This is a genomic window from Pseudoalteromonas shioyasakiensis, from assembly GCF_022398475.1.
Lineage (GTDB): Bacteria > Pseudomonadota > Gammaproteobacteria > Enterobacterales > Alteromonadaceae > Pseudoalteromonas.
Window position 1 is genome coordinate 1 of the sequence record NZ_JAKEVM010000132.1, and the last position, 12075, is coordinate 12075.

General features: G+C 40.4%; 11 protein-coding genes and 7 tRNA genes. 6 read left to right on the top strand and 12 right to left on the bottom strand.

Annotated elements, in window-relative coordinates; genetic code table 11:
• Positions 1-125 precede the first annotated feature (125 nt).
• From L1D51_RS17515 to L1D51_RS17555, 9 genes are all read right to left on the bottom strand, one after another.
• Positions 126-212: transfer RNA gene (locus L1D51_RS17515), tRNA-Leu, on the bottom strand.
• 39 nt (positions 213-251) lie between these two features.
• A tRNA-Gly gene (locus tag L1D51_RS17520) sits at positions 252-327 on the bottom strand.
• A gap of 59 nt (positions 328-386) precedes the next feature.
• Positions 387-473, bottom strand: a tRNA-Leu gene (locus L1D51_RS17525).
• 34 nt (positions 474-507) lie between these two features.
• A tRNA-Cys gene (locus L1D51_RS17530) sits at positions 508-581 on the bottom strand.
• 12 nt (positions 582-593) lie between these two features.
• Positions 594-669, bottom strand: a tRNA-Gly gene (locus L1D51_RS17535).
• Between the two features lie 139 nt (positions 670-808).
• On the bottom strand, positions 809-1354 hold the full coding sequence (pgsA, locus tag L1D51_RS17540; protein ID WP_054564017.1) for a CDP-diacylglycerol--glycerol-3-phosphate 3-phosphatidyltransferase: 546 nt from the start codon (positions 1352-1354) through the stop codon (positions 809-811).
• Positions 1355-1396: 42 nt separating this feature from the next.
• On the bottom strand, positions 1397-3220 hold the full coding sequence (gene uvrC, locus L1D51_RS17545; RefSeq protein WP_239964385.1) for an excinuclease ABC subunit UvrC: 1824 nt from the start codon (positions 3218-3220) through the stop codon (positions 1397-1399).
• Positions 3221-3228: 8 nt separating this feature from the next.
• The gene (uvrY, locus tag L1D51_RS17550) at positions 3229-3879 is read right to left on the bottom strand and encodes a UvrY/SirA/GacA family response regulator transcription factor (protein ID WP_054564041.1); all 651 of its coding nucleotides are present in this window, start codon (positions 3877-3879) and stop codon (positions 3229-3231) included.
• Between the two features lie 108 nt (positions 3880-3987).
• Complete coding sequence (locus L1D51_RS17555) at positions 3988-5139, bottom strand: dicarboxylate/amino acid:cation symporter (RefSeq protein ID WP_054553767.1); 1152 nt, start codon at positions 5137-5139, stop codon at positions 3988-3990.
• 215 nt (positions 5140-5354) lie between these two features.
• On the opposite strand from L1D51_RS17555, the gene L1D51_RS17560 reads away from it, so the two are divergent.
• The 3 genes from L1D51_RS17560 (at position 5355) to L1D51_RS17570 (ending at position 9451) form a co-directional block, all read left to right on the top strand.
• Complete coding sequence (locus L1D51_RS17560; RefSeq protein ID WP_239964386.1) at positions 5355-7688, top strand: carbohydrate binding family 9 domain-containing protein; 2334 nt, start codon at positions 5355-5357, stop codon at positions 7686-7688.
• A gap of 198 nt (positions 7689-7886) precedes the next feature.
• Entirely contained in the window at positions 7887-8855 is a 969-nt protein-coding gene (gene cysK, locus L1D51_RS17565; RefSeq protein ID WP_058583732.1) for a cysteine synthase A, read from the top strand.
• Positions 8856-9010: 155 nt separating this feature from the next.
• On the top strand, positions 9011-9451 hold the full coding sequence (locus L1D51_RS17570; RefSeq protein ID WP_055022408.1) for a hypothetical protein: 441 nt from the start codon (positions 9011-9013) through the stop codon (positions 9449-9451).
• Between the two features lie 74 nt (positions 9452-9525).
• Here the strand turns inward: L1D51_RS17570 and L1D51_RS17575 are convergent, their stop codons facing one another.
• A complete protein-coding gene (locus L1D51_RS17575; RefSeq protein ID WP_054564021.1) occupies positions 9526-9825 on the bottom strand; it encodes a DUF6172 family protein in 300 nt (99 codons plus the stop codon).
• Between the two features lie 172 nt (positions 9826-9997).
• On the bottom strand, positions 9998-10513 hold the full coding sequence (locus L1D51_RS17580; protein ID WP_055022407.1) for a VC2046/SO_2500 family protein: 516 nt from the start codon (positions 10511-10513) through the stop codon (positions 9998-10000).
• 112 nt (positions 10514-10625) lie between these two features.
• Between L1D51_RS17580 and L1D51_RS17585 the strand changes: the two genes are divergently transcribed.
• Both L1D51_RS17585 and L1D51_RS17590 read left to right on the top strand, forming a co-directional pair.
• A tRNA-Tyr gene (locus L1D51_RS17585) sits at positions 10626-10710 on the top strand.
• 49 nt (positions 10711-10759) lie between these two features.
• Positions 10760-10844: transfer RNA gene (locus tag L1D51_RS17590), tRNA-Tyr, on the top strand.
• 98 nt (positions 10845-10942) lie between these two features.
• On the opposite strand, the gene L1D51_RS17595 is transcribed toward L1D51_RS17590, so the two are convergent.
• Entirely contained in the window at positions 10943-11623 is a 681-nt protein-coding gene (locus L1D51_RS17595; protein WP_239964387.1) for a M48 family metallopeptidase, read from the bottom strand.
• A 102-nt stretch (positions 11624-11725) separates the two neighbouring features.
• Here L1D51_RS17595 and L1D51_RS17600 point away from each other — a divergent pair.
• A partial coding sequence (locus L1D51_RS17600; protein ID WP_239964388.1) for a pentapeptide repeat-containing protein occupies positions 11726-12075 on the top strand: 350 nt, incomplete at its 3' end.

The window sequence follows — 12075 nt, forward strand, 5'->3', positions numbered from 1 at the left end:
CAAATTTAATTCTGTCAGTATTTTGACCGTTGGTACACAACCTTGAGGTTGCGATGATAACGTTCTGGCAACTGAACTAGTGCCGCAAATTTATTTCTTCATCCAATAAACTATTTAAGTTTAAATGGTGCCCGGGGCCGGACTTGAACCGGCACGCTGTTACCAGCGAGGGATTTTAAATCCCTTGTGTCTACCAATTCCACCACCCGGGCATTGGGTTTGCTATTTAAAGCAAGTGGATAAAGCTAATATGGAGCGGCACACGAGGCTCGAACTCGTGACCTCAACCTTGGCAAGGTTGCGCTCTACCAACTGAGCTAGTGCCGCATCATATTAACTCTAATATTATTTTTATAACTACATTTGGTATTGTAGTTAACCACAAATGGTGCCCGGGGCCGGACTTGAACCGGCACGCTGTTACCAGCGAGGGATTTTAAATCCCTTGTGTCTACCAATTCCACCACCCGGGCATCGGGTTGCTCATAGAGCGCGTGGAGTGTTGAATGGAGGCGGAACCCGGAGTCGAACCGAGGTAGACGGATTTGCAATCCGCTGCATGGCCACTCTGCCATTCCGCCAAATTAGATAATTGGAGCGGCACACGAGGCTCGAACTCGTGACCTCAACCTTGGCAAGGTTGCGCTCTACCAACTGAGCTAGTGCCGCTTTCTTTATCTTGGGGGCTATGCCCTCTCAACACGGACGCATTCTACAGAGATTATTAAACGCGTCAATATAAAAAATGCTAGTTTTGAACTGTTTGCTTATTTTTTATCTAAAACGGTGTGTAATTAAACGTTTAGGATCAATTTTTGGTCAATTCTGACCATGCCGCTATTAAATACTGCAACATAGAACTAAGCGTTAAGAATGTTGCGACGTACAAAAGGCCGTAACTTAAGTAGATCATCCATGTATCAAACTGCCAGATCAAACCAATAATGGCTAGCATCTGTGCTGCAGTTTTAAACTTACCCATGTTTGATACAGCTACGTTGTCACGTTTACCCTGCTCTGCCATCCATTCGCGTAAAGCAGAGATAACAATTTCACGGCTAATAATAACTAATGCTGGAATAGTCATATACAAACTTTGGTAGTGGCTTGATAAAGCAACCAGTGCTGCACACACCATTACTTTGTCGGCAACCGGATCTAAGAACGCACCGAAAGGCGTTGACTGATTTAAACGACGCGCTAGATAGCCATCAAGGATATCTGTGATTGACGCAAGCCAGAAAACAAACGCAGCTGCGAAAAACGCCCATGAGAAAGGCAAATAAAATATCACCAAAAAAATGGGGATAAGAAAAAGTCTAAAGGTTGTGAGTGTGTTTGGAATATTCCACATAACTACTTGGAGATTTCTTTTTTTACTATATTCGCACGAAGGCTACGCCTTGTCATGCAAATGATTAAATATCTTTTCAGCCATTTCAGGGCTGATCCCAGGAACTTGTTTTAATTGGTCTATATTAGCAGCTTTTACCCCTTGCATGCCCCCTAAATATTTTAATAATGCTTGTCGGCGCTTTTGTCCTACACCGGTAATCTCTTCTAACAATGATTGTGTACGTTGTTTTTGTCGTTTATTACGATGCCCTGCAATGGCAAAACGGTGCGACTCATCACGAATATGCTGAATTAAATGCAGCGCTGGTGCATCTGAATCAAGTGGTATTGTTTTACGTCCGCCATCAATTAATAGCGTTTCTAAACCTGGTTTCCGACTGGTACCTTTTGCAACACCCACCAGCAATGGCATTTTATTATGCGGCCAGTTTTCAAAATATTGCTCAGCACGAGATAATTGACCTTTACCACCATCGATAAAGATGACATCTGGAATTTTGTCTTCATCGACCACTTTGTTGTAGCGTTTATTAAGTGCGAATTCCATCGCAGCATAATCATCACCACCGGTGATGCCGGTAACATTAAATCGACGATATTCTTTATTATTAGGCCCTTGCGAATCAAACACCACACAACTTGCTACCGTGTTTTCACCCATTGTATGGCTGATATCAAAACATTCCATGCGATTAATATCATCTAGGCGTAATGTTTCTTTTAATTGTGCGTAACGTTTGTTGATTGAATCCTGCGTGCTTTGCTTAACACTAATGCTGTTAAGTGCATTTTTATTAGCAAGCTTCAAATACTGTGCCCGCTCACCGCGATTAGCAACTTTTAGACTCACTTTACGTTCAGAGATTGCCGTAAGCGCTTCGCTTAATGGCTCACTTTCTTCAATACTAAACGGTAATATAATTTCTTTAGCAATACGCCCTGTTGCACCGGGAGCTAGATAATATTGGCCTAAAAAAGAAGTTAGAATTTCTTCTTCACCTGAGTCTTTTGGCACTTTAGGAAAATAAGTTTTACTGCCTAGCACTTTGTGGTCGCGGATCATTAATAAGTGAACCGCATTTAAACCGTTTAAATGAGCAAAGCCTACTACATCCATTTCGGCATGGTTACCTGAAATAGATTGTTGCTCCTGCATTTTTCGAAGCAACATGATTTGGTCACGCACTTTGGCCGCAAGCTCAAATTTAAGTTCTTTACTTGCTTGCTCCATTTTAGTAACTAAATCGGCAATGACTTCATGAGATTTGCCCAACAAAAACTTGCGAACAAAATCAACTTCTTGTTGATATTCTTCATCGGAGATTTTATTCACACACGGCGCTGAGCAGCGTTTTAACTGATATTGTAAACATGGACGGCTTCTAGCTCGGTAATACGCATCTTCACATTGGCGAACCGGAAAGATTTTTTGCATTAAACGCAAACTTTCAGATACCGCTCCCGCACTTGGGAATGGGCCAAAATATTCGCCTTTAATTTTTCGGCTACCACGATGAAAAACAAGTCGCGGATGCTTATGATCAGTTAAAAGAATATACGGATATGACTTATCATCTCGCAGCAAAATATTGTAACGAGGCTGATATTTTTTAATTAGGTTGTTTTCGAGTAATAAGGCTTCGGTTTCAGTGTTGGTCAGGGTGACTTCAATACCGCAAATATTACTTACTAATACACGCGTTTTGCTATCAGTCACATTGCTACGGAAGTAACTACTTACGCGCTTTTTTAGATTTTTAGCCTTACCAACATAGATAACTTGCCCTTCACTATCAAGCATTCGGTAGACACCGGGCTCACTTGATAGTGTTTTTAGAAAACGGGCTGGTTCGAAATCAGACATTGAGCAAATTAATGCGAGCTATCAATGTCGATCATTTTATGACGAATTGCTAAATGGGTAAGTTCAACATCCCCCCCTACATTTAGCTTTTCAAACATGCGATAGCGATAGCTATTCACTGTTTTTGAGCTTAGGTTCAAGCGATCCGCAATATCTTGCGCTTTCTCACCTTTAGTGATCATCAGCATGATTTGCAGCTCACGCTCAGACAAACTCTGGAATGGGTTTTCATCTGTGCGACCGCTTACCTGAGCAAGGGCAATTTGTTGTGCAATTTCAGGCGCAATATAACGTTGCCCTGCATTAACCGCACGAATAGCGTTAACCATTTCATCAGAGCCGGCACCTTTTGTTAGATAACCGTGAGCACCGATTTGCATTACTTTGCTTGGAAATGGATCTTCACAATGCACAGTAAGCACAATAATTTTTACATCAGGGCAATAACGACAGATTTTTTTTGTCGCTTCTAAACCGCCAATACCTGGCATATTCATGTCCATCAACACGATATCAGGTGAATGTTGACGGCAAAATTGCACCGCTTCTTCACCGGTTTTAGCTTCACCCACCACTTTAAAACCACGAACATCATCAAGTATACGTCTGATCCCTGTCCGTACAAGTTCATGGTCATCAACTAAAAGTACATTAATCAATGGAACACCCTCAAATAACCCAAATAGCTGCTTTCGCACAGTTTAATGTGCCACATTAGCACAGAAAAAGTGAAACGATAAATCAAAATATCGTTTCACTAATTAATTTTAAGCTGATGCTTTCTCGCTGAAACGATCAACCCATAGGGCAATGATACCATCACCTGTTACATTACAGGCAGTACCAAAGCTATCTTGTGCTAAATAAAGTGCAATCATTAATGCAACTGCACCTTCATTAAAACCAAGCATACTTGTTAAAAGACCCAATGCCGACATAACTGCCCCACCTGGTGCGCCAGGAGCAGCAATCATTACAACGCCTAGCATCATAATAAATGGCAACATACCAAATAACGATGGTACATCCATATTCGGTGATAAGAACATAACAGCCATTGCACATGTCACAATCGTAATTGTTGAGCCTGATAAATGGATAGTTGCACATAAAGGTACTGTAAAGTTAGCAACATCTTCTTTTACGTTATTTGCTTTGCTTGAGCGAAGTGAAACTGGAATTGTTGCTGCACTCGACATTGTACCTAAAGCAGTAAAATAAGCGGGTAGCATATTTTTTACAAGCTCTAAAGGATTACGCTTTAGTAAAAGGCCTGTAGATACATATAAAACAGTAAGCCATAGCCAATGCATAATTAATGCAGCTAGCAAAACAATACCAAATGTTTGCAGCGTATCAACCACGGTGCCAGCAACTGTCATTTCCGCGAAAACACCGGCAATGTAGAAAGGTAACGCAGGAATAATTACTTTTGCTAATAAGCCATCAATCACATCACGGCCCTGATCAGATACTTTCTTTAACGTATCAAGCTGTAACTGGCTCATACCAATACCAAAAATGAATGCCGCAGCAAGTGCTGTCATTACACTCATAAGAGGTGGAATTTCTAGATCAATAAAGCTGCCCACTTCGGTAGCAACTTCTGCTTCAAACGTTAAACCGCCATCAAACAATGGGATCATAGCGCTGACAAGTAAAAAAGCTAAGGTTCCAGCAATAACGGTTGAACCATATGCAAAGCCAACAGTTTTTCCTAACAAGTGGCCTGACCCTTTTGGTAAACCAGCAATACCTGATGCGATAAAAAATAAAATAATTAACGGGATGGTAAAGGTGATCAACTGACCTATTATTTCTTTTACTGTGTAAAGGAGTTCAACACCTGTTAGTGGCACATATAAGCCCACTAAAATACCGGCAACAATACCAGCAATTAATTTTAGAATTAAATTCATAACGATCACTTCAATTTTTAGGTGGTAATCTTTTACCACGTTTTAGTTTACTTTTGTTATAAAACAGCCAAATTAACGTTTAACTGCGCAAATTACCACCACAGCTTGTTAGAATCTAATTTGAACGTAAATATATGCGCCCTGTCGCGTTGCATTTGTTAACAAAGTTGCAAATTAATAACATGCTCGCAGTTTTGAATACCCGTATAGTGCTTATGTATAAATCAATGTTAAGTGCCGCTCTATTAAGCGTGCCTTTTACCAGCTTGGCCACCAGCCAACCCGTCACCCTTCCTTTTATTGCAGAGCAGGCAACAATTGACGGCCAGCTCAATGAGCCAAGTTGGCAACGTGCCAAAAAAATTACCATAGACAACATTACTTGGCCTTATGAAAACAGTAAAAGCCCAGTTACCACCCACGCTTATGTTTATGAAGATGGCGAAACACTTTTTATTGGCTTTGAAGCGAATGATCCAAACCCAGAACTTATTCGTGCTTTTTACCGTGACCGTGACGCAGCCTGGGATGATGACCTAGTCGGGCTAAAAATTGATTCATACAATAATTCTCAATTAGCCTATCAATTTTTTATTAACCCACTTGGTGTACAACAAGATTCAATAGAAAACGAACTGACTAAACATGAAAGCTCATCATGGGACGGTATTTGGGATAGCGTCGGTGTTATTCATGATAAAGGCTACACAGTTGAAGTTGCCATTCCATTACGCGTATTGAATTTTGACGACAGCGTAGCAAGTAAGACTATGGCGATGGAGTTTTTACGCTTTTTACCGCGCAGTGAACGATTACGTATCTCAAATATGCAAATTGACCATGGTAACAACTGTTGGATTTGCCAAATGCCAAGTTACCAAGGCTTTGAACAAGCAAAGCAAGGCAATAACGTGGCGATTATTCCATCTGTGGTGCTTGGCAAAAATGAGACTCGTGAAATTGATGGCGCACAAGTTGATGACTGGGAGTCAGAGAACAACACTGAAGCCAGCCTCGATGTTAAATGGGGGATCACCCCAGATATCACCTTAAATGCGACGATTAATCCTGATTTTTCTCAGGTTGAAGCGGATGTAGCACAATTGAGTGTGAACAATAATTTCAGTTTATTCTTCCCAGAAAAGCGTGCCTTCTTTTTAGATAACGCTGACTACTTTGCCTCAACACTTAACCTCATTCATACCCGTAATATTGCCCAGCCAGATTACGGCACGAAAATCACCGGCAGCAAAAATGGCCATACATTTGCCGGCTTCATTGCCAATGATACGCAAACCAATGTGCTGATCCCGGGCAATTTAGGCTCATCTCTTGTCGCCCTTGACGAGAAAAGTGAAAACGGTGCCCTGCGTTATCGATACGATTTTGAATCTGGGTTATCACTCGGTTCAACGGCAACACACAGACAAAGTGATGATTATAAAAACACGCTTTACAGTATTGATAGTAAATACAAACCAACAGTGAACGATGTTTTCTTAGTGCAAGTATTAAAATCACAAACGCAATACAGCCAAGATTTTATCGATGAGTTATGTGATGGTGATAACTGCTTACAACCCGAGCAAGTAATTTGTGAATTAAATAGTGACTGCGACTATAACGAAGGCGTACTTCGTGTTTTAAGTAGAGAACAGCAATCAGGTACTGGCTACTACCTAAAGTATCAACACGACGAGAAGTACTGGCGTGCCTTCGCTGATTATAATTATCGTGATGCTGATTTAAGAGCTGACTTGGGCTTTATCTCACAAGTTGATTTTAAAAAGTTTACGACTGGTGGCGAATACCGCTGGTATGGCGATAAAGGCAATTGGTGGAATCGCGCTAACCTTTACGCCGATTGGGATATTACCCATAACGAAAATAACGAACTTCTTGAGAAAGAAGCACAAACTAGTTTTTCAGTCAGCGGCCCGTTACAGAGCTTTTTTGAGGTTTCTGTTGAGCACCGTAACCGCACTGGCCTTCGCCACGATAAATCACGTTTAGATATTGACGGCAACACAGACTTGTTTAGCGAAAATGGCGTTGGTTTTTACAGTGACTTTAAACCAAAAGCAGGGGTATTTGCTTCTTTATATATGTACACAGGTAATGCCGTTGATTTAGCGAATAACCGCGTTGGTGATAAGTTCCATATACGCCCTGTGCTGAATATGAACCTTGGTAAGCATTTTGAAGTGCGTTTACGTCATACTTATGAGCAGCTTGAAGCCGATGGCAGTGAAGTATTTACCGCCAACTTAAGTGATGTACGTTTTACTTACCAATTCAACGTGAATAGCTTTTTACGCCTTGCAGTCATTTATACTGACTTAGAACGCAATCAGGCTAATTACATTGATGATGTAGATAGCCAATATAAAAAGTTAGCCACTCAGCTGTTGTATTCTTACAAGCTGAACCCGCAAACGGTATTCTTTGCTGGTTACTCAGATAATGGCTATCAAGATGATGAGCTATCATCAATTACTAAAGAGCAGCGTACGTTATTTGCCAAGTTTAGCTACGCTTGGTTACTCTAAGAGCCTATTAGCGCACCTTTTGGTGCGCCCTCCCCTTTCTTTGTTTGCTTATTCCTAAATGCTATAAGCCTATTCGCTATATGTTATAGCCAAACTTTACTTTCGTTTTTTATTCACCACAGTAAAGTGTGACTATTACAGATCACTAGCCATAGCTAGTTGATCAACGATTGAATAAATTGCTTCCAAGGGAACACTATGTCTAACATTTTTGAAGATAATTCATTAACGATTGGTAATACACCAATTGTAAAGCTTAACCGCGTAACCTCAGGTAATGTTTTTGCTAAAGTAGAATCACGTAACCCAAGCTTCAGTGTTAAATGCCGTATTGGCGCTTCAATGATCTGGGAAGCAGAAAAGTCAGGTGTATTAACTAAAGAAAAAGAGTTAATCGAACCGACTTCAGGTAACACAGGTATCGCCCTTGCTTTTGTAGCTGCTTCTCGTGGCTATAAGTTAACCCTGACTATGCCTAACACAATGAGCTTAGAGCGTCGTAAATTGTTAAAAGCCTTAGGTGCTAACCTAGTTTTAACTGATGGCGCTAAGGGTATGAATGGCGCGATTGAAAAAGCAAAAGAAATTCAAGCCAGTGAGCCTGAGAAATACATTCTTTTACAACAGTTCGAAAACCCAGCTAACCCGAAAATTCACTTTGAAACAACGGGCCCTGAAATCTATGAAGCAATGGACGGTAAAATTGATATCTTCGTAGCAGGTGTTGGTACTGGTGGTACTATTACGGGTGTTAGCCGTTACCTTAAACTAGAAAAAGGTTTAAATGTACAATCGGTTGCTGTTGAACCAACTAACTCTCCAGTTATTAGCCAAACCTTAGCTGGTGAAGAAGTTAAACCAGGCCCTCATAAAATCCAAGGTATCGGTGCAGGCTTCATTCCTGGCAACCTTGATTTAGAAGTTGTAGACGCTGCAGAGCAAGTATCAAATGAAGATGCGATTGCTATGGCTCATGAACTGATGAAAAACGAAGGTATTTTAGTGGGTATTTCTTCTGGTGCAGCAGTAGTTGCGGCAAAACGCCTTGCTGAAAAACCTGAGAACGCAGACAAGAACATTGTGGTAATTTTACCAAGTGCGACTGAGCGTTACTTATCTAGCCCATTATTTGCTGAAGAGTTCAGCGATAAAGAGCTAGTTCAGTAGCCACTAAGAATCACTTAGTTGTTAAAAAAGGATGCAGACATGCGTCCTTTTTTATTACCTAAAATAAATAAAACCAATAATTTTACCGAGTTAACTTTACATCATGCTCATTTAGTCACACACTTAATTTTAAGTTCACTCGAAAAACTACAACAATGAAAAATATACTTTTAACTATTATCCTTCTAAGTAGCAGCATTCTTTTCGGTTGCGGTTCTGAAGACGCACCAAAGGGCGAAAAAAACACCCCAGGTAATGTAGCGACTCTCTATTTTGATGCTTTATACAACCAAAACGATTTAAATCTTGCGATGGAATATGCCACGCCTAAAATGGCGCGAATTATGAAATCTTATGGCACCGCTGGGCAGTTCGCTCGTAACCTGGTTAATATGCAATACGATGAAGTGGTGATTGAAGTCGATATGACTAACATGAGTCTACGCGAACAATATGGCGATAAAGCTAACATCAATTTGATTTTTACGGGTTATTTTAATGGTAAGAAAATTGATGATATGCGCAGTGTGAAAATGATGCGTAAAAAAGGCAAGTGGTACATTGAAAAAATTAATGCCGATCCATTTGCGCGATAATTAATTACGAAAACTAAAAAAGGGCCTAAAGGGCCCTTTTTTTGAAAGAGTATTACTGCAGAACAGTATGGATATTACTCTTCGTCAAACTCTTGATGTTGACGCTGTGCAGGACGCGCTAAGATTTCAACGTAAAACGATGTAAGCTGTTTTGCTTCGATATCGCTAATACATTTATTAATCTCTGCCACGTGAACGACATTGGCCTCATCCGCTGATTCACCAAACTTACAGTCAAACGCCCAATAGTCGGCGCCTGCTGGGAGTGTTTTATTACGCTCACGTTTTAAGTATTTTTTTACTTCGTGCTTGGCTGCATCAACCATACGAGGATATTTAATTTTCTCGTGGTTTAGCGTGAATGTTTTCTTCATTATAGTCCTAGTAACTTGGTTCAATGACAATGGCATTAAGCCATAGACTGCTATTATAACAAGCACATCTTAATTTAGCTGTACTTTTTGCAGTTTTACTTAAATATAAGTCTATTCTTAGCTTATTCTTAGTGTATTCGAAGTCTATGACATTTCGATTAGCCACTTATACCTAAGCTGTAGCTAAATGAAGAGGTTGATGTATCGCCTCGTCAGTAAGGCTATCATAAAATGCAGCTGCATCGATTTGTGGGCGCTCAACGGGTTTATTTTTTTCATAAAAGCGTTTTCTAACTGCAGGCTCACAGTTATCAATCACTTCTAGCGGCACATGTTGCTTATCATCACGAACATTCAGTGGCTCTGGGTTTAAACAATGACGTAATCTGATGTCTGATAAACCACCTTGCAATAGTCTAAGTGCATTTTCTTGCCCAATCAGCATATCAAACTGTTCGGGAGCTAATGGTTGTGTGGGGCCTGCACCTAACTCGGTGCGCAAAGCAGATTCAGATACTTCAGGATTGCTTAATTCAGTTTTTGGCAGGTGAAACTGGCTAAAATCGAGCGCATCATGAGAAAGCATTGCTAGTAATAAAGCAAATTCTCCAGAGCGGTGCTCATGAACACTTTTATTTAGACGATTATCGAGTTGGCTCTCTGTGAGCAACAAACCATCAATTTGCATAGTCTTTAGCCAAATAGTTTCTTGATTAACCAGTTATCGGCATTTATGCATTTTTCTTTAGTTTTTTTCTTTACTTAAATAATAAGTTTGCTATTATCAGCGCCGTTGCATTGGAGGGGTTCCCGAGCGGCCAAAGGGATCAGACTGTAAATCTGACGGCTCAGCCTTCGCTGGTTCGAATCCAGCTCCCTCCACCACTTTCCTTCTTAGAAAAGTGGGGCCAAATGCAATAGTAAAAATTTGTGTGGAGGGGTTCCCGAGCGGCCAAAGGGATCAGACTGTAAATCTGACGGCTCAGCCTTCGCTGGTTCGAATCCAGCTCCCTCCACCACTCTTTACTCTTTCTAGCTTTACTCTTTCTAGCTTTACTCTTTCTAGCTTTACTATCGCTAACTTTACTATCGCTAACTTTACTATCGCTAACTTAAGCTACCAACTCAAACTACTTCCATTTGCTTTTAACCATTGCTCGGCTTTTTTATAATTTGGATAAAACTGGTTCACACGTTGCCAAAACTTAGCGCTATGGTTCATATGTAAAAGATGCGCAAGCTCATGTACAACCACATAATCAATCACCCAGGTTGGCGCACTTGCTAAATGTAAATTAAAAGTCAGCTCGCGGCGTTTATTACAACTGCCCCAACGACGTTTATAATGTTGAATTTTAAGCTTTGTCGGTAATGTTTCTGACATCTGCAAACAATAATCATGAACACGCATTTCAATATAGCTTTCAAGCTTTTCATGTAAAAACTGCTCAAGCAAAGCTAGGTAGTTAGCTTCTTGATGTTTGACGCGTGATGATATTGATAAGGTAAGCTGAGACTGTGCATCTTGTTGCCACATGCTTTTCGGGCCTTTAGCGAATACTATCGGCACGTTTTGCCCAAACAACTTAATAGTGGCGTTTACTAATGGTAGTTGACGGCGTTCAGCATGAATGGATTGTTTTGCTATTTGTTCAGCGACCCAATCTTGCTTGGTCTTTAGCCAAGCATCTATTTCAGTTTGTGGAACATAAAAAGGCGCATAAACGGTCAATTTCTGCTCGGCAACTTTAATTGCGACGGTTGTTCTGCGCTTACTACGCTTTAGGGTGTAATCCAACAAAGGTCAGCCAATTCGATTAATAAAAATAAGAGATTCCATTTTACCCTGCTAAATAGCTGCTAATCTATAAAGATGACTCACAAATAAGTTTTCACCCTTATGCCTGACAAACCATGTTGTAGTTATACCTCACCAACAGGTAACAAGTGCCAAGAAACAGATATGGGCTCTGGATTTTGCTTTTGGCATGATAGTAAATTTGATAAATCAGGGCTAGATCTAACCCAAAAATTAGAGCGCTATGCAAAAAAAGGTGGCTTATTAGAAGGCCTGCAATTGCAAAGAGCGAACCTTTCAGGACTTAACTTAATCAAGCAGGATGACGAAGAAGGTTATGATCTCTCCTATTGTAATTTTTATCGTGCTAATTTAACGGGCGCTCATTTATTTAATAATAAAATAGCCAACGCTTCATTAATGAAAGCCAATTTACATAGTGCGAGTTTGCA

Excerpts from the sequence above, each read along its gene's own strand:
- pgsA (WP_054564017.1), bottom strand. The coding sequence starts at position 1,354 with ATGTGGAATATTCCAAACACACTCACAACCTTTAGACTTTTTCTTATC.
- L1D51_RS17555 (WP_054553767.1), bottom strand. The coding sequence starts at position 5,139 with ATGAATTTAATTCTAAAATTAATTGCTGGTATTGTTGCCGGTATTTTA.
- L1D51_RS17570 (WP_055022408.1), top strand. The coding sequence starts at position 9,011 with ATGAAAAATATACTTTTAACTATTATCCTTCTAAGTAGCAGCATTCTT.
- L1D51_RS17580 (WP_055022407.1), bottom strand. The coding sequence starts at position 10,513 with ATGCAAATTGATGGTTTGTTGCTCACAGAGAGCCAACTCGATAATCGT.
- uvrC (WP_239964385.1), bottom strand. The coding sequence starts at position 3,220 with ATGTCTGATTTCGAACCAGCCCGTTTTCTAAAAACACTATCAAGTGAG.
- cysK (WP_058583732.1), top strand. The coding sequence starts at position 7,887 with ATGTCTAACATTTTTGAAGATAATTCATTAACGATTGGTAATACACCA.
- L1D51_RS17560 (WP_239964386.1), top strand. The coding sequence starts at position 5,355 with ATGTATAAATCAATGTTAAGTGCCGCTCTATTAAGCGTGCCTTTTACC.
- L1D51_RS17575 (WP_054564021.1), bottom strand. The coding sequence starts at position 9,825 with ATGAAGAAAACATTCACGCTAAACCACGAGAAAATTAAATATCCTCGT.